The organism is Pseudonocardia sp. MH-G8 (assembly GCF_002262885.1).
GTDB lineage: Bacteria > Actinomycetota > Actinomycetes > Mycobacteriales > Pseudonocardiaceae > Pseudonocardia.
In genome coordinates this window covers 176090-201336 of the sequence record NZ_NKYF01000010.1, presented here as the reverse complement: position 1 = coordinate 201336, position 25247 = coordinate 176090, and the positions used below count along the sequence as shown (strand labels likewise).

At 70.5% G+C, this 25247-nt stretch carries 26 protein-coding genes; 19 read left to right on the top strand and 7 right to left on the bottom strand.

What is annotated here, in order from left to right:
* Nucleotides 1-235: 235 nt before the first annotated feature.
* The 4 genes from CFP66_RS47345 to CFP66_RS23535 all read left to right on the top strand — a co-directional run bounded on the left by CFP66_RS47345 (nucleotide 236) and on the right by CFP66_RS23535 (nucleotide 3509).
* On the top strand, nucleotides 236-463 hold the full coding sequence (locus tag CFP66_RS47345) for a hypothetical protein (protein ID WP_143517357.1): 228 nt from the start codon (nucleotides 236-238) through the stop codon (nucleotides 461-463).
* A gap of 735 nt (nucleotides 464-1198) precedes the next feature.
* Nucleotides 1199-1570, top strand: a complete 372-nt coding sequence (locus tag CFP66_RS23545) for a BlaI/MecI/CopY family transcriptional regulator (RefSeq protein WP_233159650.1) — start codon at nucleotides 1199-1201, stop codon at nucleotides 1568-1570.
* Nucleotides 1567-2529, top strand: coding sequence for a M56 family metallopeptidase (locus CFP66_RS23540; protein WP_094927292.1), 963 nt, complete (start codon nucleotides 1567-1569; stop codon nucleotides 2527-2529). The genes CFP66_RS23545 and CFP66_RS23540 overlap by 4 nt, the downstream gene beginning before the upstream one ends.
* A gap of 467 nt (nucleotides 2530-2996) precedes the next feature.
* Nucleotides 2997-3509 (top strand): N-acetyltransferase, encoded by a 513-nt coding sequence (locus CFP66_RS23535; protein ID WP_158228180.1) that lies wholly within the window; start codon nucleotides 2997-2999, stop codon nucleotides 3507-3509.
* 141 nt (nucleotides 3510-3650) lie between these two features.
* Here CFP66_RS23535 and CFP66_RS23530 read toward each other — a convergent pair whose 3' ends face one another.
* Both CFP66_RS23530 and CFP66_RS23525 read right to left on the bottom strand, forming a co-directional pair.
* The gene (locus tag CFP66_RS23530) at nucleotides 3651-4160 is read right to left on the bottom strand and encodes a DUF2231 domain-containing protein (protein ID WP_094927290.1); all 510 of its coding nucleotides are present in this window, start codon (nucleotides 4158-4160) and stop codon (nucleotides 3651-3653) included.
* Nucleotides 4161-4248: 88 nt separating this feature from the next.
* Entirely contained in the window at nucleotides 4249-4983 is a 735-nt protein-coding gene (locus CFP66_RS23525) for a cytochrome c biogenesis CcdA family protein (RefSeq protein WP_094927289.1), read from the bottom strand.
* A 134-nt stretch (nucleotides 4984-5117) separates the two neighbouring features.
* Between CFP66_RS23525 and ccmA the strand changes: the two genes are divergently transcribed.
* The 11 genes from ccmA to lnt all read left to right on the top strand — a co-directional run bounded on the left by ccmA (nucleotide 5118) and on the right by lnt (nucleotide 14025).
* Nucleotides 5118-5855, top strand: a complete 738-nt coding sequence (gene ccmA, locus CFP66_RS23520) for a heme ABC exporter ATP-binding protein CcmA (protein ID WP_094927288.1) — start codon at nucleotides 5118-5120, stop codon at nucleotides 5853-5855.
* The gene (locus tag CFP66_RS23515; RefSeq protein WP_094927287.1) at nucleotides 5852-6532 is read left to right on the top strand and encodes a heme exporter protein CcmB; all 681 of its coding nucleotides are present in this window, start codon (nucleotides 5852-5854) and stop codon (nucleotides 6530-6532) included. The genes ccmA and CFP66_RS23515 overlap by 4 nt, the downstream gene beginning before the upstream one ends.
* On the top strand, nucleotides 6529-7284 hold the full coding sequence (gene ccsA / locus CFP66_RS23510; RefSeq protein WP_094927286.1) for a cytochrome c biogenesis protein CcsA: 756 nt from the start codon (nucleotides 6529-6531) through the stop codon (nucleotides 7282-7284). The genes CFP66_RS23515 and ccsA overlap by 4 nt, the downstream gene beginning before the upstream one ends.
* Nucleotides 7277-7399 (top strand): hypothetical protein, encoded by a 123-nt coding sequence (locus CFP66_RS49985; protein WP_255413886.1) that lies wholly within the window; start codon nucleotides 7277-7279, stop codon nucleotides 7397-7399. Before ccsA ends, CFP66_RS49985 begins: the two co-directional genes overlap by 8 nt.
* A complete protein-coding gene (locus CFP66_RS23505) occupies nucleotides 7396-7830 on the top strand; it encodes a cytochrome c maturation protein CcmE (protein WP_233159649.1) in 435 nt (144 codons plus the stop codon). Before CFP66_RS49985 ends, CFP66_RS23505 begins: the two co-directional genes overlap by 4 nt.
* Complete coding sequence (locus CFP66_RS23500) at nucleotides 7827-9809, top strand: heme lyase CcmF/NrfE family subunit (RefSeq protein WP_094927285.1); 1983 nt, start codon at nucleotides 7827-7829, stop codon at nucleotides 9807-9809. Before CFP66_RS23505 ends, CFP66_RS23500 begins: the two co-directional genes overlap by 4 nt.
* Nucleotides 9802-10302 carry a cytochrome c-type biogenesis protein gene (locus tag CFP66_RS23495; protein WP_094927284.1) on the top strand — a complete coding sequence of 167 codons (501 nt, stop codon included), beginning with the start codon at nucleotides 9802-9804 and terminating at the stop codon, nucleotides 10300-10302. The genes CFP66_RS23500 and CFP66_RS23495 overlap by 8 nt, the downstream gene beginning before the upstream one ends.
* Nucleotides 10299-11093, top strand: coding sequence for a tetratricopeptide repeat protein (locus CFP66_RS23490; RefSeq protein ID WP_094927283.1), 795 nt, complete (start codon nucleotides 10299-10301; stop codon nucleotides 11091-11093). Before CFP66_RS23495 ends, CFP66_RS23490 begins: the two co-directional genes overlap by 4 nt.
* Entirely contained in the window at nucleotides 11090-11734 is a 645-nt protein-coding gene (locus CFP66_RS23485) for a redoxin family protein (protein ID WP_094927282.1), read from the top strand. The genes CFP66_RS23490 and CFP66_RS23485 overlap by 4 nt, the downstream gene beginning before the upstream one ends.
* Entirely contained in the window at nucleotides 11734-12408 is a 675-nt protein-coding gene (locus CFP66_RS23480) for a TlpA disulfide reductase family protein (RefSeq protein WP_233159648.1), read from the top strand. Before CFP66_RS23485 ends, CFP66_RS23480 begins: the two co-directional genes overlap by 1 nt.
* A 69-nt stretch (nucleotides 12409-12477) precedes the next feature.
* Nucleotides 12478-14025 (top strand): apolipoprotein N-acyltransferase, encoded by a 1548-nt coding sequence (gene lnt / locus CFP66_RS23475; protein WP_198961621.1) that lies wholly within the window; start codon nucleotides 12478-12480, stop codon nucleotides 14023-14025.
* A gap of 118 nt (nucleotides 14026-14143) precedes the next feature.
* On the opposite strand, the gene CFP66_RS23470 is transcribed toward lnt, so the two are convergent.
* From CFP66_RS23470 to CFP66_RS23455, 4 genes are all read right to left on the bottom strand, one after another.
* On the bottom strand, nucleotides 14144-14665 hold the full coding sequence (locus CFP66_RS23470) for a L,D-transpeptidase (RefSeq protein WP_094927281.1): 522 nt from the start codon (nucleotides 14663-14665) through the stop codon (nucleotides 14144-14146).
* A gap of 174 nt (nucleotides 14666-14839) precedes the next feature.
* On the bottom strand, nucleotides 14840-15625 hold the full coding sequence (locus CFP66_RS23465) for a bifunctional 2-polyprenyl-6-hydroxyphenol methylase/3-demethylubiquinol 3-O-methyltransferase UbiG (RefSeq protein ID WP_094927371.1): 786 nt from the start codon (nucleotides 15623-15625) through the stop codon (nucleotides 14840-14842).
* Between the two features lie 96 nt (nucleotides 15626-15721).
* Complete coding sequence (locus tag CFP66_RS23460) at nucleotides 15722-16678, bottom strand: NAD(P)-dependent oxidoreductase (protein WP_233159663.1); 957 nt, start codon at nucleotides 16676-16678, stop codon at nucleotides 15722-15724.
* Nucleotides 16679-16875: 197 nt separating this feature from the next.
* On the bottom strand, nucleotides 16876-17508 hold the full coding sequence (locus CFP66_RS23455) for a hypothetical protein (protein ID WP_143517354.1): 633 nt from the start codon (nucleotides 17506-17508) through the stop codon (nucleotides 16876-16878).
* 363 nt (nucleotides 17509-17871) lie between these two features.
* Between CFP66_RS23455 and CFP66_RS23450 the strand changes: the two genes are divergently transcribed.
* Entirely contained in the window at nucleotides 17872-18981 is a 1110-nt protein-coding gene (locus CFP66_RS23450) for a hypothetical protein (RefSeq protein ID WP_094927278.1), read from the top strand.
* Nucleotides 18982-19258: 277 nt separating this feature from the next.
* Here the strand turns inward: CFP66_RS23450 and CFP66_RS23445 are convergent, their stop codons facing one another.
* Nucleotides 19259-20569: a lipopolysaccharide biosynthesis protein gene (locus CFP66_RS23445; RefSeq protein ID WP_094927277.1), complete on the bottom strand. Its 1311-nt coding sequence runs from the start codon at nucleotides 20567-20569 to the stop codon at nucleotides 19259-19261.
* 399 nt (nucleotides 20570-20968) lie between these two features.
* Between CFP66_RS23445 and CFP66_RS23440 the strand changes: the two genes are divergently transcribed.
* The 3 genes from CFP66_RS23440 to CFP66_RS23430 all read left to right on the top strand — a co-directional run bounded on the left by CFP66_RS23440 (nucleotide 20969) and on the right by CFP66_RS23430 (nucleotide 25170).
* Nucleotides 20969-21529, top strand: coding sequence for a hypothetical protein (locus CFP66_RS23440; RefSeq protein ID WP_094927276.1), 561 nt, complete (start codon nucleotides 20969-20971; stop codon nucleotides 21527-21529).
* Nucleotides 21530-21859: 330 nt separating this feature from the next.
* A complete protein-coding gene (gene asnB / locus CFP66_RS23435; protein ID WP_094927275.1) occupies nucleotides 21860-23785 on the top strand; it encodes an asparagine synthase (glutamine-hydrolyzing) in 1926 nt (641 codons plus the stop codon).
* A complete protein-coding gene (locus CFP66_RS23430) occupies nucleotides 23782-25170 on the top strand; it encodes a right-handed parallel beta-helix repeat-containing protein (RefSeq protein WP_094927274.1) in 1389 nt (462 codons plus the stop codon). Before asnB ends, CFP66_RS23430 begins: the two co-directional genes overlap by 4 nt.
* Nucleotides 25171-25247: the final 77 nt, after the last annotated feature.

The window sequence follows — 25247 nt, the reverse complement described above, 5'->3', positions numbered from 1 at the left end:
GGACGCGACGGTCGCAGCACGCCTTCCGGAAGGACGAGACCTGATGCGACCGCCGTCGACCCTCGCTGGGCTGATCCGGTCGTTCGCTCCTCGTACCGGCCAGGTCCTCACCGTCGTCCTCCTCCTCTCGGCACTGTGCTCGCTCGGTGCGAGCCTGCCGAGCGGCTCCGGGCATGAAGCACACACGTCATCCTCCGCGCCGGTCAGTGCCTCTGATGGCCGGGGCGCTCCGTCCGTGGAGGGCGAGGGCGAGGGCGAGGGCGAGGGCGGTGGTGAACACTCCTGCGAGCACGAACGCTCGTCGGCGGCGCAGTACGTCCCGGTTCTCACCGCTGTTGCGAAGCCGTCCGGACTGGGAAGCGGGCCGAACTCCGACACCGACACGTTCTCCACGCTCTTCCGGCCCGACTCCCCGCAACTCCGCGCTCCCCTCCCACACATCCTCTGCGTGCTGCGCACATAGCGAGACGGCTGCCGAGCCTCGATCTGCACCTACACCTCACCGAGGCTCGAGCACCCGGCGCGCGACTCCGCACTCGAATCGAAGCAGCACATCGTGAGGATCAAGCATGTCCGGCACCGATGACCGCAGTCCTGGCAGCATCGAGCAACTCGCCCTGTCGTGGGGCCTCAACCCGGAACAAGCGCGGAAGGTCGCGGCGACTGCAGCAGCACTCGCCGCGGGAGCCCTTCCACTGGACGAGCGCCTTCCCCGGCAACGGGGAACCGGGGTCCGGATTCCGGTGCAACGTCACGCGCCCACATCCGACGACGCCGACGAGGAGGCGTCGGCCGGGTCCGAGCGGAGACAGATGCGGAGATGACGGCTCGTCCACCGCGACGATCCCGGCTGCGAGAGCGAACTGGTCGCGGCCTACTCCTCGCGCGGTCGCGAGGGCGTACCCCTCCCGTGAGTCCGGCCAGGAAGGTGGACAAGAGGACCGCGTCACCGACCGCCGCCGTGCTGGGTGGGGCCGCTGCGGCGAGCGGGGGATTCTCGCTGCAACGGCCCCGGTCCGGAATTGCTCTCCCAATGGGCGCCCGTCCGGCACCCGCAGGAGAGCGGTTGCGCTCAGCACGATCTACGCATCTGCACAGTACTGGATTGAGGCGTACTTCGCCTTTGCTGCCGCGCCCGAGCTACAACGTCGGCGAGCCCGAGGCTCTACCCTGGGCGGCCACAGGAGACGGAGGCGCGGTGCGACGACTGGGCGAGCTCGAAGCGGTCATCATGGACCGGCTGTGGGCGGTCGACGGCAGCGCAACCGTGCGCGACGTGTTCGAGCAGCTCCAGCAGGAGCGACACATCGCATACACGACCGTCATGAGCACGATGGACAACTTGTTCCGGAAGGGCTTCCTCGATCGCGAGCGAGACGGCCGCGCCTACCGGTACCGGACGCTGACCAGCCGAGCGGCGTACCGGGCGGAGCTGATGCAGCAGGCGCTCGGCACCGAGACCGACCACGAAGCTGTCCTCACCCACTTCGTCGGTCAGCTCTCGGAGGACGAGCGGCAGCGACTCCAGGCGGTGCTGCAGCGCAGCGCGGACGCTCGGGGGGAACCGTGACCCTCGCGATCCTGCTGGTGCTCTACAGCCTGGCCGTCGCCGTCCTCGCGCCCCCGGTGCTCGACCGGATCACCCGCGGGGGGACCGCTCCCCGACTGGCCATCACCGCTTGGGCCGGCGCGACCAGCGGTGTGCTCCTCGCCTGGGTGCTGGCTGCCGCCCTCATCGGTCGCTCGGTCCTGCTCACCGACCGCGACATGCACGACGTGCTGATCGACTGCTTCGACACGATCGGACGCATGGCGGTGGGCAGCCACGGCCCGGTGCTGCAGATGGCGCTCCTCGTGCTGGCCACACTGTCCGTCGCGGCGGTCGCGATGCTGATCGGTCGCCTCGCGATGGCACTGGGTCGGGCTAGGAAGAGCACGCACCAGCACTGCCGCACTGCACGACTGGTGGCCGACCGCAGGCCCGGGCCCGGGGGTTCAGTGGTCCTGGACACCGCCGAACGCGCCGTCTACTGCATCGCGGGACGTCCCCCGACGATCGTCATCACCCGAGGAGCGTTGGAAGCGCTCGACGACGCCCAGCTCGCCGCCGTGCTCGCGCACGAGCGGGCGCACCTGTCCGGCAGACACCACCTGTTGATCGCCACGAGCCGTGCGGTCGCAACTGTGCTTCCCCACCTGCGGGTGTTCCCGGCCGCCGCGGCGGCGATCGGACGGCTCATCGAGATGCGAGCAGACGACGTGGCCGTACGCCGTCATCCGGGCTCCACCCTGGTCTCGGCACTGCTGACCCTGTCGGGCGTCGAGCCGATGCCGGATGCCGCGCTCGCCGCCAGCAGCGTCGGGCTCGTTGATCGGGTGGAGCGGCTCCTGACCCCGCCCGGTCCACGTCTGACCGCCCCGGTCCACGTTGCGCTCGGGGCCTCGGCGATCGTGTCGCTGGTCGGTCCCGTCGCAGCGGCGGGCCTGGTGACCCTCCTGCCGCACCTCTGCCCGTTCCCCCTGTTCTGATCCGATACCTCGGTCGCACGGCGGTGGGAGGAGGTAACGGATGACCCGCGATCCCGGTGCCGCTCGGGTCACGACTCCCCGCCATCCCGCACGGCGGGCAACGGCCACTCGGCACCGGTTGAGCCGCTGCACCAGCCTGCCGCTACGTCATCCGTCGCCCGGCCACGCGTTCCCCGGGCTCCCCTCCGGAGGCATCGATGTCCTCACCTCACGCACCTCTACCCGATCGCCCACCCGGAGGTCATCCGACCGTCCCGGTCCCTGCAGGTGCCGGCTCGGTGAGCGGACCCGCACACCCCCTGCCGACCCCGGCGCCTCCGCTGTACACCATCCGCGACTCGCGCCCTTGCGATCTCCCGATCACTGCCCGCCTCCACATCCGAGAGCTGCGGATGGGTCTGTTTCCCCGCTTGGGGCCGTGGTTCGTCGGACGCTGGCATCGCGCATACCAGGAGAGTCCAGTTGCCGTGGCTCTCTCCGCGGTACGACGCGACGGAGACAGCGGCGAGGAGATCGTCGGCTTCCTGATCGGCGCGACCGACCGAGCGGCGTTCCTTCGGGAGCTGGTCACCCGGCACCGCAGGGCACTTCTCTTCCGCGGCGCGCTCGCTTTGGCGCTGCGGCCAGGCGTGCTCACCCGATTCCTGCGGACGCGGCTTCGTCCCTATCTGGGCCGGCTCCGAAACGCAGAAGGGCGCTCGCTTCGGGGACAGGGCACCCGAACCGCCGATCTGACTGCGATCGTGATCGTGCCAAGCCTGCGCGGTTCCGGCGTCGGCAGCGCACTCGTCACGGAGTTCCTCCACCGATGTGCGGCTGCGGGTACGCCCGCCGCCGAACTCGTGACAGTGACCGGGTCCTCAGGTGCCGCAGCCTTCTACGCTCGCACTGGCTGGGTGGACATGGGAGGGAGCGTCACCCGCGACGGTGTCCAGGTCCAGCGGTTCCGGTGCCGAACCGACGGCGCGTCAGCGAACTGAAGGCACCATCACCGCGGCGAGGACGACGACGTGCTTCTGCGGCGGCAGATCCGCGGGCTCGGGTCTCCGCGGCGCAGTGGAACCGTGGTTGGGCCGAACGACGCGTTCACGAACCCAGATCTATCCGACTGCTGCGGTTCCCTACGCTGAGCGCCTTACGCGGGTTCCGTCCCCTGCCGCCTCCGGCCGCCGCTCACCCCCGCCGAACGGCCGGCTTCGCCTTATCCCTCTCCCCGTCCAGCCGGTGATGCCGACGAGCAGGACGCCGGCGGCAGAGATCGCCAGCGTCGAGGGCGCCGCAGGTCCACCCACCTGGACCGCAACCCTGAGGATCAGCCCGAAGGCGTAGAGCACGAGCAGGCCCATGACCAGGCCCATGTGCGCCAGCACCTTGCGCTGCGCCACGGTGCCGTTCGGGATCGGGGCCGCCGCGACCATCCCGGCGATCCCGGCGACGACCGCGCCGACCAGCCCGGCGCCGGTCGACCAGGTCCCGACCCGAACCAGGAGCGCCGGATCGGCGCTGAGCAACGACGCGACGTCGAGAGCCAGGCCGGACGACCAGCACCCGATGGGCGCGATGACCAGGACCGCGTGCACGCTGCGCCGAGATGGGGGCTCGTTGTGCTTGGTCGATGACCGATCGGGCATGCGTGCTGCGCTCCTGCCGGTGGTGTCCGCAGTGTCGCATCCGGCGCCTCGTCACGGACCGCAGGTGGCCGAGGCGACAACGGACTCGTCAGATCGGAGGCCACCCCAGCCGGGCGTAGAACGCGAGCATCCCGCTCATCAGCACGGTCCAGCCCCCGGTCATCATCAGCACCCCGGTGACGACCAACGCCACTCCCCCGGCGATCTCGAGCCGGCGGGAGTTGCGCCGCAACCAGCCGAGGCGGTCCTGCCCGCGGGCCACGGCGCGGGCCAGGACCAGGAACGGTGCGCCGACGCCGAGGGCGTAGGCCAGCAGCAGCAGGGCACCGCGCCCGACGTTCGCCGCGTTCGCCGCGGTGGTGAGGATGGAGGCGAGCACCGGGCCCACGCACGGCGTCCAACCGAAGGCGAACGCGACCCCGAGGGGGAACGCACTGCCCGGGCCCGCCCCGATGCGGGAGAGGTCGGCACGTACCTGCCGCTGCAGCGCGGGGATCCGGAGCAGTCCGATCAGGGTCAGGCCCAGTGCGATCACGATGGCGCCGCCGACGAGGTTGATGACGTCGAGGTGCCGGCGCAGCAGCAGGCCCACGGCCGAGGCGGTGGCGCCCAGGGTGGTGAGGACGACCGCGAACCCGGCGACGAACAGCGCGGATCCGAGCGCCACCTGACGTCGCTCGACCGCACCGCCGCCTGGACGGCCTGCATCTCCCAGGCCGGAGACGTAGGACACGTACCCGGGTAGCAGCGGCAAGACGCACGGGGAGCTGAACGAGACCGCTCCCGCCACGACGGCGAGCGACATCAGGGCGAACAGCTCCACGAGCCCGTCCTTCCCGCATGCGGGACCCGAGTGGCCGCCCGGATCTTCTACAGCGCATAGTACTGAGTAGCGCAGTACGTAGACACGGCGTATGTATGCAGGGTTCGACCGGAGAGCGACGAGCGAGGGACGACATGCCGCAGAGTGGGCTGCCCACCCATCGGCCCGCCGACCTCGGCTGCGCCGACCGCGAATCCAACGGGTGCCTCGTCCGCCTGGATCGGGTCGCGGTGACGCTGGGCCGCACGCCGGTGCTGCGCGATCTCGACCTGCGGGTGGGTGCCGGCGAGGCACTCGGGGTGCTCGGTGCGAACGGGTCGGGGAAGACCACATTCCTGCACCTGCTGGCCACGCTGGTCAGGCCGACGGCGGGACGCGCCGAGATCCTGGGCCGGGAGCACGGAAGCCCTGGAGCCGGCGCTGCGCGGCCCGCGATCGCCCTGATCGGTCACCTGCCCTCGCTGTACCCGCAGCTGTCGTTGGCCGAGAACCTCCGGTTTGTCGCCCGACTCACCGGGCGCGAGGACCGGGCGGTCGACCGGGCCCTGGACACCGTCGGGCTCGGGGGCGCCGCTCAGCGGAGGGCCGAGCGCTGCTCGCAGGGCATGCAACGGCGGGCCGAACTGGCCCGGGTGCTCCTGACACGACCGGCCCTGCTGCTGCTCGACGAGATCCACGCGGGCCTGGATCGCGACGCCGTCGGGCTCGTGGACGACGTCGTGGCGAGCGTCCGCGGCCGCGGCGGCGCGTGCGTGCTCGTCTCCCACGAACCGGACCGGCTGACCGGTGTCGTCGACCGCATGGTGCGGATCAACGACGGACGCGCGGAGCGGGTGGCCGGTACGAGCGCGACGACAGGCCGGGCGTCATGAGGGCCGCTGCGGTACCGCCGCTGACACAGGCCCTGACGCTCGCCCGGAAGGACCTACGGCTGGAGCTGCGGGCAGGCGAGGCGCTACTGGTGACGGCCCCCTTCGGGGCGGTCGCGCTGCTGCTCGCCCCGCTCGCCGTGGGCGTCGACACACCGCTGCTGCGCGCACTCGGACCGGCGTTGTATTGGCTGGTCGTGCTGCTGTTCGGGGTGCTGGTGACGCTCCGCGCGAGCGCCGTGGACACGCCGCCGCAGCTGGCCGTGCTGCGGCTCGCCGGGGTGAGCCCGCGGGTTCGACTCGCCGGGCGTGCCATGGCGAACGGCGTGCTCCTGCTCGGGTTCCAACTCCTGCTGGCCCCCGTGGCGCTGGTGCTCTACGACCCGGACCCGACGGGCTGGTCCTGGCTGCTGCCGGTGTTCGTGCTCGTCGCCGCCGGGTTGGCGGTGCTCGGCGCCCTGGTCGACGCGCTCGCCGTGGGGGTCGCGGGGCGCACCACGCTCGGACCGCTGCTCGTGGCGCCGGTCGCGGTTCCGCTGCTGATCGGCGCGACGAGCGTCCAGCGGGCCGCGCAGTTCGGGCGCGCGCCGTGGCCGTGGCTGGTGCTCGTCGTCACCGTCGACCTCGTCGCGGCGCTGCTCGCCGCGTGGTGTGTCCGTTACCTGGAGGACCTGACATGACAGGGACCGATCTGAGGGTCTCGCCCGGGACCGCGTTCGGGCGCCGGCTCCCGGTCGTCGCCGGGCTGGCCGGCGCCGTCGGCTTGGCGGCCGCGATGCTCTCACCGCCGGACTACCTGCAGGGCGATCTGGTCCGGTTGATGTACGTGCACGTCCCGGCAGCGTGGACGGCCTACCTCGGGTACGCGGTCACGCTCGCGGCGAGCATCGGCTGGCTGTGGCGGCGCAGGCCGGGCCTCGACCGCCTCGCTGCGGCGAGCGCGGAGGTCGGGGTGTTCTTCACGGGCCTCGCGATCGCGCTCGGCTCGATCTGGGGCAAGCCCACCTGGGGGGTGTGGTGGACCTGGGACGCGCGGCTCGTCACGACCGCCCTGCTGTTCTTCGTCTACCTCGGCTACCTCGCCCTGCGCCGCGCTACCTCCGACCTGCAGCTGCGCGCCCGCCGCTCCGCAGTGTTCGGTGTGGTGGCTTTCGCGCAGGTGCCGCTGGTGCACTTCTCGGTGGTGTGGTGGCGCACCCTGCACCAGCCACCCACCGTGCTCCAGCCGGGCGACCCGAGCATCGATCACACGATGCTCGCCGTCCTGCTGCTCGATGTCGTCGCGTTCACGCTGCTGTACGCGCTGCTCGTGCGGGCCCGCGCCCGGCTGCAGGCAGCGGCGGACGCGCTCGATGCAGCCGACGAGCGCCTGCCGCGGCCGGTGGCCGGCGCCGCGGTGACCGCCCCACGACGGGAGGGACGGGATGTCTGAGTGGGCGTGGGTGATCCTCGGCTACGCGACGACGGGCACGGCGCTGGCCGGCTACGTTACGGCGCTGGTGCATCGGATGACCGTGCTCCGCCGGCGGGCGGAGGACTCGCAGTGAGCCAGACAGCCCCGCGCGCGCTCACCCGGTACCGGATGCTCGCGGTCGCGGTCCTCGGTGTGGTGGCGGTGCTCGTCGGCCTGCTGACCTTCGGCAACCTCAACCGCAACCTGGTCTACTACCTCGAGCCGGCCGAGGCGGTCGCGCAGCGCGCCGAGTACGCCGACGGCCGCCGGTTCCAGCTCGGTGGGCTCGTCGCGGAAGGCACCGTCACGCCGACGGCCGACGGAGTGCGGTTCGTGGTCGCCTCGGCATCCGGGCGTGGCGGCACGACGATCCCGGTGCAGTTCCGAGGCGCCCCGGCCCAGCTGTTCGGAGACGGGATCGGGGTGGTGCTGGAGGGCTCCTGGCGTGGCAGCGATTTCGTCTCGGACACGATGAAGGTCAAGCACGACGAGAACTACCGCCCTCCCGAGGGTCAGGCGCCATGACCACCGCAGTGCCGGCCGCCGGCTGGTCGGGCGCGATGCTCGGCCTCGCCGGCTCGATCGTGCTCGCCGTGCTCGGCCTGTACGCCCAGCGACGCCCCGATGCCGTGCGCCGCCGCCAGCTTCAGGCCGCGGTGTGGTGCATGCTCGGCGGCGCCGCGCTGGCGATGGTTTCGCTGGAGGTGGCGCTGCTCACCGACAACTTCGCGGTCTCCTACGTCGCCGAGACCCATTCGCGGGCCACTCCGCTGTTCTTCACGATCACCAGTGCGTGGGCCGCGCTCGAGGGCAGCATGGTGCTCTGGGTGCTGGTGCTGGCCGGTTTCACCGCGGTGGTGATGCGGCAGGTGCCCGGGACCGCCGACCGGCTCGGCACCGGTGCGCTGGGCGTGCTCGGGCTGGTCGCCGCGTTCTTCTTCGGGATGGTCGTGCTCGCCGCCAACCCGTTCGAGATCCTCGCCAACCCGCCCGCGGACGGACCGGGCGCGAACCCGATCCTCCGCGACCACGTGATGGTCGCCTTCCACCCCCCGATGCTGTACATGGGCTACGTCGGTTTCACCGTGCCGTTCGCGTTCGCGATGTCGGCGCTGCTGCTGCGCGAGGGCGGTGTCGAGTGGCTGCGCCGCACCCGGCGGGCCAACCTCGTGGCCTGGAGCTTCCTCACCGGCGGTCTCGTGCTCGGCGCCTGGTGGTCCTACGAGGTCCTCGGTTGGGGCGGGTACTGGGCCTGGGATCCGGTAGAGAACGCAGCGCTCATCCCGTGGCTGGTCGCCACGGCGTTCATCCACTCCGCTGTCGTGCAGGTCCGCCGCGGGATGCTCCAGGCCTGGAACTTCGTGCTGGCGCTGGCCACCTTCTCGCTGACGGTCCTCGGGACGTTCCTCACCCGCTCCTCGGTGGTCGTCTCGGTGCACAGCTTCAGCCAGTCCGGGGTCGGCCCGGCGTTGCTCACCTTCTTCGTCCTCGTCGTCGCCGCAGGCTTCACCCTTATCGTGCTGCGCGCCGAGCGGGTCGCCTCCCTGTCCCGGCCCGAGTCCCTCGCCAGCCGGGAAGGTGTGTTCCTGATCAACAACCTGCTGCTGAGCCTGTTCGCGTTCGTCGTGCTGCTGGGCACGACCTACCCGATCTTCGTCGAGGCCGTGACCGGCCAGCAGCTCTCGGTCGGGCGACCGTTCTTCGACCGGATGGCGGTGCCGCTGAGCTTCGCACTGCTGCTCGCCATGGGTGTCGGACCGGTTACCCCGTACCGGCGGGCGAGCGGGGCGGTGCTGTGGGGTCGGCTGCGGATCCCGCTGCTGGTGGCCAGTGCGGCCGCCGCCGCGGTCGTGGCCGCCGGCGTCCTGTCGCCCGGCGTCGTGGTGGTCGTCGGCATCGCGGCCGGCATCGCCGCATCCACCGTGCGCCAGCTGCTCGTCACCGCGCCCGCCCGCACACCGGCCGGGGTCTGGCGGCTGCTGCGCGGGCAGCGCGGCTACTGGGGCGGGCAGCTGGCCCACCTCGGGGTCGCGCTCACCGCCGTGGTCATCGCCGTTTCCGGCGCCCTCGCCGAGCGCGCCACCGTCACCCTCGACCTCGGCCAGTCCGCCGACTTCGCCGGCTACTCCGTGACGTTCGAGCGGACGGAGGAGCACCAGCAGCCCGATCGGTTCGTCACCGACGCCCACATCGTGCTGCGGGCCGGCGGCGAGGTCGTCCGGGTGGCGGAACCCGGGCTCAACTCCTTCCCCGGTCAGACGCAGGCAGTGGGCAACCCGTCCGTCTGGTCGACCCCGGGCCAGGACGTCTACGTGGCCCTGGGCAGTCTCGACCCGGACCGGGTGACGCTGAACCTCTCCCGCTACCCGCTGATGGTGTGGCTGTGGGTCGCAGGCGCGCTCGTCGCGGCCGGTGGGTTCTGGGCCCTCGGCAACCCCTGGCGGGGCAGACGCGCGGCGGCCCGCCGGGAGGAGCCGCGGGCGGAGGTAGGTTCCGATGCCTGAGCGGCGGCGCTTGCGGCGCACGGGTTCCCTCGCCGTCGCGCTCACGATTCTGGGCCTGCTCGCGGTCACGGTCATCGCGCTGGCGACCGCGACCCGCCCGGACCCCGACCGTGCCCAGGAGCTCGCCGAGCGGCTGCGCTGCCCGGTGTGCAAGAGCGTGTCGATCGCCGAATCCCCGTCCGAGATGGCAACGGCGATGCGGCAGGTCGTCGCCGAACAGGTGGCGGCCGGGCGCACCGACCGCGAGATCACGGACTTCTTCCGCGCCCGCTACGGCGACTGGGTGCTCCTCGACCCGCCGACGCGGGGCAGCACACTGCCGCTCTGGCTGGTGCCGCTCGCCGTGGCCGCGCTCGGCGCCGCCGTGGTGCTGGCCCGGGTGCGCCACCTCCACGCACCGGCCGTCGAACTCAGCGACCGCGAGCGGAGCCGGGTCGAGGACGCCGTGGCCCGTGCGCGGGCGACCGGGACCGGCGACGGGGACGAACCGTGACCGGCAGGCAGGCGCACTTGCGCCAGCTGGCCGACCAGGCCGTGCGCGACATCGTCGAACTCGACGCGCAGGTGGCCGCCGGCGAGATCAGCGACGCCAACGCCCGCGCACTGCGCCGTCGCTACGAGACCACGGCCGGCCGCACCCTGGAAATGGTGGACGCGCTGGGGACCGATGGGGAAGCGGCAGCGGTTCCGCGGTCCCGCCCGCGCGGCTGGTCACTGGCCTACTTGTTGGCCGGCATCGTCGCGCTGGTGGCCGCCGTAGTCCTGCTGCCCACCTCCGTGCTCCAGCGACCGGCAGGGGGTTTCGTCACCGGGAACGAAGCCGTCCTGGGTGATGCCCCGCCGCTCGACCCGTCGGCCGCCGTCACCGACGAGCAACTCGAACAGGTCGTCGCGGCCAACCCCGAGGTCGTCGGGATGCGCCTCGCCCTGGCCGACCGCTACGTCGCGCAAGGCGAGTACAGCCGCGCCGTGCGCCACTACCTGGAGGCGCTGCGGCGTGAACCCCGCAACGCCGAGGGCCTCGCCGGGCTGAGTTGGCTGCTGCTGCAGGCCGGCCAGCCGCAGGAGGCCTTGACCGCCGCGAACGAGGCCCTCGCCATCGATCCCACCCTCGTCCGGGCCCTGTGGTCCAAGGCGAACATCCAGCTCAACGGAATCGACGACCCGGCGGGGGCCCGCGCCACCCTGCAGGAGCTGGCCCGGCGCGATCTGACCCCGGAGGAGCGGACGCAGGTCGAGCAGCTCTCCACCGTCGCCGCGCAACGTGCAGGAGGTTCGGGATGAGCGACGTGTGGGCACCCACCCCGCCGCGGCGTCGCCGGGCGGCGAAGGTGGGCGCAATCGTGATCGCGGTCGTCGCCATCGGGATCGGGGCAGTGTTCGGGATGCGACTGAACACCGACCCGACGCTGGTCGACAGCCCACTGATCGGCCGACCGGCCCCCGACGTCGTGCTCCCCGAGCTCGAAGGGCCGGGTCAGGTCTCGCTCGCGGGCCTGGGCGGGCAGATCGTCGTGGTCAACTTCTGGGCGTCATGGTGCGTCGCGTGCCGGGAGGAGCACCCGGCGCTGCTCGCGGCCGCCGAGCAGTACCGCGACGCAGGCGTCACCTTCGTCGGCATCGACTACCAGGACGGAAAGGAGTCCGCCGTGGCGTTCCTCGACGAGATGGGTCGCGGCGGGGACGACTACCGCTACGTCACCGACCCGGGATCGCGGGCCGCACTGGAGTTCGGCCTGTTCGGGGTTCCCGAGACCTTCGTGATCGACCGCTCCGGCGTGATCGTGGCCAAGATCACTGGTGCGTCCACCTACCCATTGCTGGCCGGCGCGCTGGACGCCGTGCTCGCCGGCAAGCGGCCGGAGTCCCGCACCGACGTCGGGGTCCAGCCGGCCCCCGGCGCACCCGTCGTGGGAGGCGGCTGATGCGCACCCTGCTGCGCTCGTCGGAGGCCCGCTGGACCGCGGTCGTCGCGGTGCTCGCCGTCGCCGGTGTGGTCGCGCTCTGGCCGCGGGGCGGCCAGGAGACCGAACCGGGCGGACGGGTCCTCCCGTGGACGGTCGACGCCGGCAGGGCGGTCATGACCATGCCGCCGGACGAGGAACTGGCCCCGCTCCGGGCCCGGGCCGGGCTCGCACCGTGTCCGACGCCGGCGCCCGGCGCGCCCCCGGCCGCGGGCCCCCTGGTGGGGATCACCGTCCCGTGCCTGGGCTCACACGCCGAGGTGGATCTGGCCGCGGCGCTCGCCGGCCGCCCCGCACTGCTCAACGTCTGGGCCTCCTGGTGTACACCCTGCCGCGAGGAGATCCCGGTCCTCGACGCCTACGCGGCCCGGCCGGGCGCGGTACCCGTGATCGGCATCGACATCCGCGACGACGCCACCGCCGCTCTGGGGCTGCTGGCCGACCTCGACGCGACTTTCCCGTCGGTGGCCGACACCGACGGGGAGCTGTGGGCGGCGCTGCAGGTGCCCTTCGCCATTCCGACCACGTACGTGGTGCGGGCCGATGGGTCGGTCCAGCGGGTGAACCCGCCCGTCGTGTTCGCCAGCCCCGACGCGGTCGCGCTGACGGTGCAGCGCCACCTGGCCGCGCGGTGAGCGCACCATCCGGGACGGAAAGCTACTCATGGACGTTGTGAGGAGACGGACATCCGCGGAGAGCAATCGGTGATCGACGACGCCGCACCTCGCCAGGCATCCGACCGACGCGCCGCCCGGCCCGCCGTACCGCTTCCCGCGGCAGTCAGCCTGGCGGTGGCGGCCGGCGCCGCGTGGGCGCTGGCCGCACCGCCGCGGAGCTGGTGGCCGCTGCTGCCGGCCGGGGTCGCCGCGCTGACGATCGCGCTGCACGGCAGAAGACTGCGGGCCCGGCTGGTGCTCGGCGGGCTCACCGGCCTCGTCCTGTACGCCTGGACCTTGGCGTGGCTGACCGGGTTCGCCGTGCCTGGCTACGTCGGCGTCGCGCTGCTCGAGGCAGCCATGCTCGCGGTTGCCGTTGCGCTGGTCCCCACCGCCGGCATCGGGCGGTGGTCCGGCGGCTGGTGGGGCTTGCCGGTGGCTCTGGTACTCCTAGACGCAGCCCAGGCCCGGTTCCCCTTCGGCGGGTTCCCGCTGCCCTCGCTCGTGCTCAGCCAACTCGACGGGCCGTTCGCCCTCGCCGCGCCGCTGGGCGGCTCCCTGCTGGTGACCGCCCTCGCGGCGACCGCGGGTGTCGGGCTCGCGGCGGTGTTCCTCACCCGGGGCAGCCGCCGGCTGGTCTCCGTCGGGATCGCCGCCGTCGTCGTAGGCGCCCCGCTCGCCGCCGGGTCGGCCGTCACGACCACACCGACCGGCAGCCTCGACGCCGACGTCGTACAGGGCGGAGGCCCCCGCGGACTGCGTGCGGTCTTCACGAACCCGCAGGACACAACCGACCGGCAGTACGCGGTGGCGGAGCAGATCACCGGGTCGCCCGACCTCGTGCTGTTCCCGGAGGCCGTGATCAGCGTTCCCGGCTCCATCGCCGGCTCCGCCGCCGAAAGCCGGGTCGCGGACCTCGCCCGCATGCTCGATGCCCCGGTCGTCGTCGGGGTCGCCGAGTCGCAGGACGCCGGATTCCGTAACGTCGCGGTCCTGTACGGGCCCGACGGCACGCTCCTCGACCGGTACGAGAAGAAGCACCGCGTCCCCTTCGGTGAGTACATTCCCGGCCGCGCGTTGCTCGAGCGCGTCACCGACCTGACCGCGCTCGTCCCCCGCGACGCCATCGTCGGCGAGGGCGTGGCCCTGCTCGACTCCCCGGTCGGCGCCCTCGGCGTCGTCATCTCGTACGAGGTGCTGTTCGCCGACCGGGTCCGCGAAGCCGTCCTCGCCGGGGGCGAGATCGTCCTCGTTCCGACCAACGCCGCCTCCTACGTCACCGAGGAGGTACCGGCGATCGAGGTCGCCGCGGCGCGCCTGCGCGCCCGCGAGTTCGGCCGGGCCGTCCTGCAGTCCGCCCCCACCGGCTACTCCGCCGTCGTCCTGCCCGACGGCCGAGTGGTGGCCCAGACCGAGCTCGGAGCACCCGGCCTGCTCCGCGAGACCGTGCCGCTGTACACCGGGCTCACCCCCTACACCCGGCTCGGCGACCTGCCGTTCGTCGCGCTCGCCGGCTTCACCCTCCTGGCACCGGCGCTCGCCGGCGAAGTGCGACGCCGGCGCGCCTTGCAGCGTCAGTGCGATGACCGGCAGTGACGATGCCGGCCGGTTGTTCGTGCGGTCGGTCAGGTCGCGCAGTACATAGGGGCCCGGAACCGACGGGGCGCGTCTCGGGGCACTGACGACGCGAGGACGCTACCGACAGCGCCAGCTGCTAGCGGACCTCGACGTCGTCACCCACCTGCAGGTAGTCGAACCACGCATGTGCCTCCTCCGGGCCGAGCTTCACGCAGCCGGCCGACGGTGTCCTCTGGCTCCCCTCGTGGAAGGCGATCCCACCGGGGGCGAAGAACACTGACCACGGCATCTGGGTGAGGTACTCCCGGCTGGTCCACTGCTCCGCCTTCCACTCCACCCGGAAGCTGCCCCGCGGCGTGGGGTCCTCGACGTCGCCGTCGGCGAACGGCACGGGGCCGCGGATGACCTCCCCGTCCCGGATCAACCACGCGGTGTGGGTCCCGAGATCCACGCAGGCTTCGGCCGCGGCCGAGCAGGGCGTGCCCGGAACGGCGTCGTCGGCGACGACCGTGGCGCTCGGGTCGCCGGGCGCGGCGACCGCGACACCGCCCGTCGCGAGTCCCGCGACCACCAGACCCGTTACGGCCCACGCCGGCCACCCCGCTTCCTTCGTCCGCTCGCTGCGAGGCCTCCGCCAGACGTGCTTACCCACCCGCATCTCCTTCCTGTGCTCGCGACTCTTCAACGGCCGCAAACCCTGGTAGGTGACGTCACGTGGTGGGATTGTCACGGAACGACATAGGTACTGAGCCGACCGGCACTGACCTCATCGGCAGCGACGTGCAGCCTCGCGTAGAAGGCCGCGACGAGCCAGGGACAAGACAGGTCCGTGCTACCGCGGTGCCGGCGGCTTCACGAGGACGAAGTAGGCGTACCGCTCGTCAACCTCGTCCCGCGGGACCAGCTCGACGTACTCGGGCGCGAACCCGCATCGTGTTGCCAGCTGCCAGAAGGCGTGGATCGGGTACGTGGTCATGTTGCCCGGACTGAATCGGTAGGACAGCCGACGCGGCCTGGTCCGCCACGATCCGGTGTCGTACTTGATCTGAATCAACGCTAGCCCGCCCGGCGCGAGGAGCTCATACGCGATCCGCAGGATGCGCTCGCCGTAGGCCGGGCTCGGGATCAGCTCGAAGACGTACACACACAGGAAGAGATCGCACGGCCCCTCGATGTCGCGCAGTGCCGTCTCCGGGTTCGCCACGGCGACTCGCACTGGGAGGAAGGGCGTGTCGCAGTGGGCAGCAACCTGCCGACCACACTCCCGCAGGCTCTCGTCCGAGACGTCGACGCCGATGAACTCGCGAGCGAACGGCGCGATGCTCACGGCGTTCGCACCGCCGCCACACCCCCACTCCACGACCCTCCCGGCGACAGGTGCAGCATCCAACAGCTTGGAAGCGCGGTGGATAATGTCGAGATGACGCCGGCCGATCCTTTCCCACAGATCACCCTGTGCAAATCTTCCGGTCCCCGCCCAGTGTGAACTGCGACCGCGGTGCCCTTCACCCCAGTACCGTTGCGCGGCAGTCGCGATACCAGCCTCTGATTGGCGCACTCCACAGGTTTCGAGAACTCGCAGTAATCCTCCGCGTGCGCGGGCTCGCAAGGCCTTCATCGAGGGCACGTGCCATCACCACTCTTCAGCAATCATTCAGGACGTGCGTGCAAAACCGAACACGACCGTGCTCGGTCGGGAATCGATTCACTTGCCCTAAGCGGATGCGGGCCGACCGACCGGACGCGACTCGTTGCCGCGGCCGAGGTGCCAAGCCACCGTTCGTTCGATCCCAGTGCGGAGATCAGTACGGGCGCTCCAGCCGAGCAGGCGACGCGCGAGATCCGGGTCGGCGACGAGATCGTGGTCCCCGAGTCGATCTGGTACCTCACCGAAGGCGGGAGGCACCTCGGACCCGATCACGTCAGCGATGATCGACGCAGCATCGCGGATCGACACCAGGGTGCCGGAGCCCACGTCCAGCACGCGCCCGAGCGCTGCCGGTTCGGTGGCGGCCGCAAGGACGGCGTCGATCACGTCGTCGATGAAGACCCAGTCGATACGACGGCGTCCGCTGCTCAGGCGCGGCGGCACACCTCGGAGCAGGCTGTCGATGACGTAGGGCACGAGCCGCTTCCGGTTCGGGTCATCCGGTCCATAAACGAGGGCGAGTCGCAGCACTACCACCGGGAGATCCGCCAGGTCGTGGAAGAGCGTCGCGAAAGTCGTCGCCGCGCCCTTCGACGCCGCGTAGGGGGACCGTGCCCCGCGCACCGACCCGAAGTTGCTGTGTTCCTCCGCCGAGCCCGTGAGTACCAGACGGCAGCCCGGCACCGCCGCCCCGGCGATCATGACGTTCACCGCGCTGAGGAGATTGGCGTGGATCATGGGTACCGCGAGTTCCAGTCCGCGGCCGCCCTCGGCGCGACTGGCGAGGTGGACGATCACGTCGGGCTGCGAGCGTCCGACCACTTCTGCCGTGGCCTCCGGATCGGAGAGGTCCACCTGCGACCAGCGGACACCGGTCTGCCGCGGAGGGGCGGACCGCGTTGTTGCATGCACCTCCACTCCTGCGGTCACGAGGCGGTCGACCAGATGGCGGCCGATGAAGCCGCGAGCGCCCGTGACGAGGACTCGCCGCGGCCCCGATCCGGCCGTTGTGAGGAGCTCCATTGATTTCGATGCACCTGTGGTGCCCGACGTCGAGGACGACGTCCTTTCGTGAGCCATCTTAAATTCCCTACGGAGATACGCAGTCACGGCCCGAAGGCACAGCGCAGCCGTGGTGTGCGCGAAGCGGATGGATGACTCCTCCGCGTTGCGAGACGGCGGATCGCGCGACGGATCGCCCGCAGCGGACCCCGGCCGGACTAGATCGGGAGGAGTGTCAGGAAGGAAGGGCGCCACCCCGGAGGGCCACGTCGTGCAGCCTGCAGACTCCACCCGCACCAGCGCAGCATCGACCCGTGGCGCCGAGCGCACAGGCGGACCGACACCTGAATCCGGGTCGCCGGGGGCGGACCACAGATGACGATTTGGACCGGCCGGTCCAGCGCGGTGAGAAGCAACTGCGCGAGCTGTCCGCTCGTCGCCACCACGACGACGATCGCCACGGATACCGCGATCTGCATCGCCGTCGCTGGGCCATCCGCGGCGACCACGTGCAGCAGCCCGTGCGATCCGTGGTGCCCGGGCGGGGCGTCCAACTTCGTCACTGCGTGCAACACGGGCTGCACCACCACCGCGCCCGACACGACGGAGAACAGGCCCTCCCGCCGATCGGCCAGTCGCAGCCGCAATGCGGCCACTGCGAGGGCCACCAGTGCGAGGCCGAGCGTGTGGGTGGGATGTTCGCCGGCGAGGACGTCGAACGCGATGGCCGCGATCAGCGTGACCACGGCCCCGACCACGAGCGGCAACCGACCTCCGCACTCGCCGGTGGCTCCGTGCCCCACGCGAGGATCACGCACCTGTTGGGCGGCAGGAGCCACGAAGGGTGCCATCACAGCCTCCCCGTGTCGGTCGTCCCTGCGCCTGCCGCGTCGTCGCCTGACGGGACCCGGTGATCGATCCGAAGTGCCGGACCCAGACCCTGCCATGCTAAGCCCAGAAGTCTGCACCTCCCGGCCTGTGAAGATGCTGAGCGCACGCAGCATCGGGGTACGACTCGCCGGCGACCGTGATCGAAGGCAACCGGATGACGCCCCAATGGGCATCGTGCCGAGTCGGGGCGCGGGCAGCACCGCCCTGCCGTACCTCCTTCGGCGGCATGACGAGCGGCACCTCACCGAACTAGCGTCCACCGGCGTGCCACGCCGGTCCCGTCCTCATGAGGCTCCGCTCGTCACCACAACCGCAGGTAGCCCGTGAACTCCCTCGAGTTCGCCGGCATCGCTCTGCGTCGAGGTGCAGTCCGCCTCGCCATCGTTGCGTTCGTTCTCGCCCTCATCGGGTTGGTCGGCTTGATCGCCTTCCACACCGTACTGTGGCTATCCACCAATGCCGGGCTCTTCGCCAACCGTGCCGGCTGCGGCATCTCCGACGAGACCTCGCCTCTCGCCGGAGGAACGGCGTCTGAGGCGACCGTCGAGCAGCGAACCAACGCGGCCATCATCGTGAAGGTCGGTCGGCAGATGCAGGTTCCCGTGCGCGGACAGTGGATCGCGCTTGCGACAGCAATGCAGGAGTCCGGGCTCCGGAACATCAACTACGGAGACCGGGATTCACTGGGGTTGTTCCAGCAACGTCCTTCCCAGGGCTGGGGCTCGCCCGCTCAGGTCACGGACCCGACGTACGCCGCGGTGCAGTTCTACCGGCGACTGCTCGCCGTACCGGGCTGGACCGAGATGCCACTGTGGAGGGCTGCGCAGACCGTTCAGCGCTCGGCCTTCCCTACCGCGTACAGCAAGTGGGAGCAACACGCAGCCAAGTTGCTGGCCGACGTCGACGATGACGCCTCGCTCGCGACGACCGACGTCTGCGCGCCCCGCGGTGGTGCGCGAGGCCCCGCGCCTGCACCGTACAGCGGCCCCTCCGCAGGCTGCGTGAACGACGACCCCACCTCCGAGGGGTGCCTCACCGGGGCAACCCGACATGCACTCGACGAAGTCAACCGCGTGTTCGGCGGCTACCGGGGCGGATCCCTCATCCGGGCCACCGGCTGCTGGGACCCCCACCAGTGGAACCCCAGCAGCGATCACCCCAAGGGACGGGCCTGCGACTTCTTCCCCGGCACAGCCGGCCACTTCGCCGCAGGCGACGAACTGGCGGCGGGTTGGCAACTGGCCGACTGGTTCCGCACCCATGCCGACCCGCTGCAGGTCTCCTACGTCATCTGGCAGGGACGCATCTGGACATCAGGCAGCCCAGACACGACGACCGGTTGGGGCAGGCCCTATAACGGGGGTGGCGTCTACGACCCCGACGAGGCGACCGGAGGGCACTTCGATCACCTGCATGTCAGTTTCCGGCAGTAGGTACGCAACGCGGTGCACGAGGCCTCATATCCTCGGTGAACTCGCGACCGATGTCGTGCCCGTGCCGCGCCGATCGTCGCCCTGCAACCAGCGGCGTACGAGTGCGGTCGCCGTCTCACGGCCGACCGCACCGCGCCCGCCGATGAGGATGAGGACCTTCGTCACTGGTGGCTGTCCGACCTGCTGGAGCCGAAGAGCTTGTCGGGAGTGATGGGTAGGTCGCGGAGGCGTTGTCCGGTGGCGGCCGGCGCCGCCAATCGCCACACCAGACCCGCGGTCAGCGGCGCGCGCGCACCACCAGGACGCCGGCGGCCGCGACGCTCTGCACACCGAGCCATGCCACCCCAGTGCCGACGATGCCCAACACGGGCATGAGGAACCAGCTACCGCCGATGACCGCGGTCGTGATCGCGGCCGGCAGCCAGAACAGGACGCGTCCGTCGCGGCGAACACGGGCCGCCCATACGGTCGACCACGTGATGGCGTTGGGAATGGCGGACAGAGCCAGCAGCACGAGCAGCAGGCCACCTTCATCGGCGTACAACGGGCCGAACAGTGACAGCACCGGGTATGCCACCACCGCACACACGAGCACGCCCGGGACGAGCAGCAGCATCGCTTTGCCGATCATGCTGCGGCGAGCTGTCTCCAGCCGGTCCGGGTCCGGGTCCGCGGCCACGTGCGCGACCAGCGACTGACCCATACCGTCGACGACGAGGTAGAACGCGTACGCGATCTGCCACGTGATGCCGTACACGGCGGCCGCTTCCGCGCCGAGCCGGGTCAGAACGACGAGCGGCAGACCGAACACCGCGGCCTGCAGGAACACGCTACCGGCGTAGTCGGCCCGGATGAACGAGGTGATGTCGCGCACCGCGAAGGCCGAGGTCGCGGAGTCAGCCGACGAACGGCGCGGGAGCAGGCGTGCCAGCCAGACGGTGGTGATCAGGACGATCAGCGCGGTCGCGCCGACCCAGGCGACGGCGATCCCGCTCCTCATCCCCAACACGGCCGCCCCACCGAGGAAGAGGATCTTCAGCACCGAGAAGGCGAGGTTCTCCAGCGGCACGACGGTGGCACGTTTGATCGCCGGCAGGACGTAGTCCTGGATCACGAACATCGTCCAGATCGGTGTGCTTACCACGAAGAACGCGAGCAACTGGGACTCACCGTGGGACGCTCCGAACGCCGCGTGCAGCAACGGGGACCACCACGAGGAGCCGAGGGCGAACACAGCGCCCGCCACAGCGGCAGCCGCGATCGCAACCGCGTAACAGGCCACGACCAATCCCCTGGTGCGCCCGCCCGCCACGGGGACGAAACGCAGCAGCGCGTTGCCCAGGTTGAGCTGCGCGGCCGCGCCCAGCAGCGTCATCGACGACAGGAGCGCGCTGTTCAGGCCGACAGTGGCCGGGTCGTACAGCCGAGCGGCCAGGATCCAGAAGACCAAGCCGAGGCCGGACGTGAGGCCGGTGCTGAAGATGAGAGCCAGACCGTCCCGATGCTGTGGGGTCCGCCAGCCGCGGAAGAGCCCGGAGACCCGCCGCGAGGGAGCACCGTCGCGGGAAGGGGCGGCGCGCTCAGGCACGGTTGACACACCCTTCCGGTCACACGGGCTCCTCAGAGCGACGGCCGCCCGAGACGTAGACCTACTATGCAGGTACGTAGTTGAAGCGGCGCTGAGAGAACCGCGCGGCGATGACATAGCTGTCCGACGCGGTTGGCGATGTCGAGCCCGTAGCGATGTGGCCCCGGGCCGCGCCGACCACCAGTGGCGAGACACGGCCCGAGTTGATCAGCTGCGCGTCGCGCGGCGATCGGTGTCCTCGACCTCGTGTTCGAGGCCCGCCCGGCCCGGAACGCCGGACCAGGCAGTTGACGCAGCAGCACTGGGGCACACCCATCCCACTGGCTCAGTGGACACCTGGTGCAGACCCTGTCCGGTAGGGTCGGTTTCCGTTGCTCGCCCGGCGGGAGGAGGTGTTGGATGTTCCACTGGCCCAGCACCGTCGGGTCCGAGCACGCGGCTGCAGCCTTCGCCGCCGGCGTGACAGTTGCCGTCGCCGTCATCGCCCACCTAGTGACCGGCGATGATCCAGTGCGCTTCGCGACCCTCGCGGTCGTCGTCGCCCTCATCGGTGTGGTGCGCGTGCGTTCTGCGGGCCGGCAGGGGATCATCCTCTCCTGCCTCAGCGGCGCACTTGTCGCTCAGCCCACGTTGCATGCCGTTTCCCGGCTCCTTCCCGCCGAATCCGCGGCGCACGGCCCGGATCTGGGCCATGCGGCCACCGACTTCTCGATCAGTGGCGTTCACCTGCTGCTCACCGCGCTCCTGGTTGCCGCGCTGGTAGGAGCCGAGCAGGCGTTCCTCCTACTCGCCGCGCTGCAGCCGTTCTCACGTTGGCTCCGACTTCTCACCTCGTCGTTCGACCCTCCGTCGCCGGTGCGAGTCGGAACCACGTGCCCTAAGGGCCTCGCCGTCTGCTGGTCTCCAGCACCACAAGTCCTGCGGCGGGGACCACCCGTCCCTTCACGAGTCGCCGGCTGAACCAAGGACGAACGCAGCAGGTCTAGACAACGCCGTGGAACACGGCAAGCGCCATCCGACCACGGATGGACAACGCGGTGCTTCCGCGTAGTTGGCCCTGTGCGGTTCTGCGACGTTCCGACTTCGCCCCTTCGGCCCCGACTCGCGTCTCGGCGTATTCCGCGATAGCTGACGCTCCGAGCGCCGGATCTCGCAGGTACGCCGCTGCCCTGCGATCAACAGGCCGTCGAGCGCGTCGCGATCACGCACGCCTGCGATCAGTCCACGCAGCGCCATGTGCTGGACGCCGCCGACTCGTCGGCCGCATTCATCCTCGAAGGGATTGGTCCCATGTGCGGACTAGTCGGACTACTTGCTGCTGCGAGCGATGCCGAAACACGTGCTTCAACGATCGCCAACGCGATGAGATGCGCGCGCCACCGTGGGCCCGACGAAAGCGGCACCTGGCACGATGCCGATGCTGCGTTCGGGTTCAACCGGCTCTCGATCATCGATCTCGAGCACTCCCACCAGCCGCTGCAGTACAGCCCACCTGATCAACCGGGCCGCTACACGATCGTCTTCAATGGCGAGGTCTACAACTACCTCGAGTTGCGCGCCGAGCTGGCGGCGCGGCACGGCGCTGCGTTCGCCACGGGCGGCGACACCGAGGCTGTCGTGGCTGCTTACCACCACTGGGGCTCCGCAGCCGTCGGACGGCTGCGGGGCATGTTCGCGTTCCTGATCTGGGACGCACATGAGCGAGTCCTGTTCGGGGCCCGCGACCCGTTCGGGATCAAGCCCCTCTACCTCGCCACGGGGCCGGCAGGCGTGGCGTTCGCGAGTGAGAAGAAGAGCCTGCTGGAGATTGCGCCTGTGCTGGGCATGGCGGGGCCGACCACCGACCTCGACCCCGAGTCGCTGCAGCACTACTTGCTCCTCCAGTACGTCCCCGAGCCGGCAACGATGCACCGCGCGATCCGTCGGGTCGAGTCCGGAACGCACGTCACCGTCCGCCCTGGCGGCCCGGTCGAGCACGAGCGCTACTTCCGGCCGGTGTTCCGCGGCGAGATCGGCACTCCGACAGCTGCTGCTCCCAGCCGCATTGCTGACGCATTGCGGGACTCGGTCGCGAAGCACATGCGAGCCGACGTCACCGTCGGCGCGTTCCTCTCGGGCGGCATCGACTCCACCGCGATCGCCGCGCTCGCCAAGCACCACAACCCGGACCTGATCACGTTCACCGCGGGGTTCGAGCAGCCGGGGTACTCGGAGGTCGACGTCGCCTCGGAGACCGCGGCAGCGATCGGGGTCGAGCACGTGGTACGCACCGTGACTGCGGACGAGGTGATGACCGAGTTGCCGCGGATCGTCTGGTACCTCGACGACCCGGTTGCTGATCCGGCGCTCGTGCCACTGTGGTTCCTCGCCCGCGAGGCGCGCCGGCACGTCAAGGTCGTGCTCTCCGGGGAGGGCGCGGACGAGCTGTTCGGCGGCTACGCGATATACCACGAGCCCCTGTCGCTCGCGCCCTTTGAGAGGATCCCAGGCGTGTTGCGGAGGTTGATCGGCCGCACGGCCGCCCACCTCCCGGACGGGATGCGCGGTAAGGACCTCCTCCGCCGCGGCGCGCTTCCGATCGAGCAGCGCTACTACGGGAACGCGAGGGTCTTCCGCAACGACGAGCTCGCCGGCGTGTTGCGCCGGCACGACCCGTGGCTTTCGCACATCGACGTGACTGGCGACTACTACGACCAGTCGACGGGCTGGGATCCCGTGGCGCGGATGCAGCACGTGGACCTCTTCACCTGGTTGCGCGGCGACATTCTCGTCAAGGCCGACAAGATGACGATGGCGAACTCGCTCGAGCTGCGCGTGCCGTTCCTCGACCCCGAGGTGTTCGCCGTGGCCTCCACGCTCCCGCCCGACCTGAAGCTCGCACACGGGACGACCAAGTACGGCCTGCGCAGAGCGCTCGACGGCATCGTCCCGCCGCACGTGCTACATCGTCCGAAGCTCGGCTTCCCTGTCCCGATTCGCCACTGGCTACGCGGCGAGATGTACAGCTGGGCACGTGGCTTGGTCCGCGACTCCCAGGCCGATCACCTCATCGACCTCGGAAACGCTCAGCGCCTGCTCGACGCCCACAAAGACGGCCGCGCCGATCACAGCCGTCGGATCTGGGCGCTGCTCGTGTTCCTCACCTGGCACGGGATCTTCATCGAGAACAGGATCCAACCCGACATCCCCAATCCCTGCTTTCCGGTCCCCGCGTGACCGAGGAAATCGAACGGGAGACCATGAAGACTCGGTACACGGGCGCGTCCGGCCACGGCATGCTCCGTGGGGCCACGCTCATCGTTCTGGCAGTCGCGTTCTCGCTCGCGGCTACCGCCTGCTCGGCTCCCGCCCCAGAGCCCCTCGACCGGCGCGAGGTCGCTGCCGCCGACCCCGTCGACCCAACGCGGCCGTGCAGCCGGCAGGCGCCGGCGCAAGGACCGCCTGACTCTGCGCCCTCCGGCGTCGGCGCTCGCTTCGACCGCGCAGCGAACACCATCGAGCTCGTCGCCGGGGATCAGGCGACGCTCCCGGCGGTGGCGGAAGCCGTGGGAGACCCGGCCGCCCTCCGCGAGGTCGCCCCGGGTGAGTGGCTGCTCGACGCCGACCTCGTCATCATGCCCGGCGCAACCCTATTGATCACCGCTCCGGCCGTGAGCTGGCTCAAACTGGCTAGCGAGGGTAGTCGTAACGCGTCCCTCAAGGCACTCGGCGGAACTCTCGACATCAATGGCAGCTGCATCACCTCCTGGGACGTGGCACAAGATCGCGTCGACACCGAGTATGCCGACGGCCGGGGCTACCTGCTCGCGCGCGACGGAGCGCAGATGGCGATCGAGCGCGCCGAGCTGCGCTTCCTCGGCAGCGCGGACGTTGAATCCTACGGACTTTCGTGGCGCACCGACGGAACCAACGGCAAGATCACCAACAGCGACGTATCCCATAACTACTTCGGGCTCTACAGCTACGAGGTCAGCGGCCTGGTCGTGGCGGACAACGAGTTCCACGACAACGTCCTGTACGGCGTCGACCCGCACACCGGATCACGCAACCTGGTGATCGAGCGAAACACCGTATACAACAACGGTAAACACGGGATCATCCTCGCCGAAGACGTCACAGACAGCGTCGTCCGCAACAACGTCGTTTATGCGAACAAGCACCACGGGATCGTGCTCTACCTTCGATCGGATCGGAACCTGATCGAGAACAACGACTCGTTCGGCAACACTGCACAGGGCATCAACATCAACGAGTCCTCCGACAACACGGTCCGCGGCAACCGCGTCTACGACAACGACGAGTCCGGGATCGGGGTCGGGCAGACCGCGCAGGGCAACGTCGTCGAGCGCAACCAGATCCGCGGCAACCAGCAAGACGGTGTCCGGCTGGTCAGCGAGTCGATGCGGACGGCCGTCCGCGACAACGTCATCGGCGAGAACGGGAGATACGGCATCTACGTCGACGTGGACGGCGATGTCGACATCGCCGAAAACACGATCTTCGGTAGCAGCGCAGGGATCATGCTCAAGGGCTCTCCGCTGGATCCCTCGGGCGAAAACCAGGTCTTCGGCAACCGCGAGGGCGACGTGCTCAGCGACTGACCGGAGAGCGTTGGCCTTCCAGGCCGGACGGTACGGAATGCTGCCTGCTGCTCGCGGCGACGCTTGCCCTGGCAGAC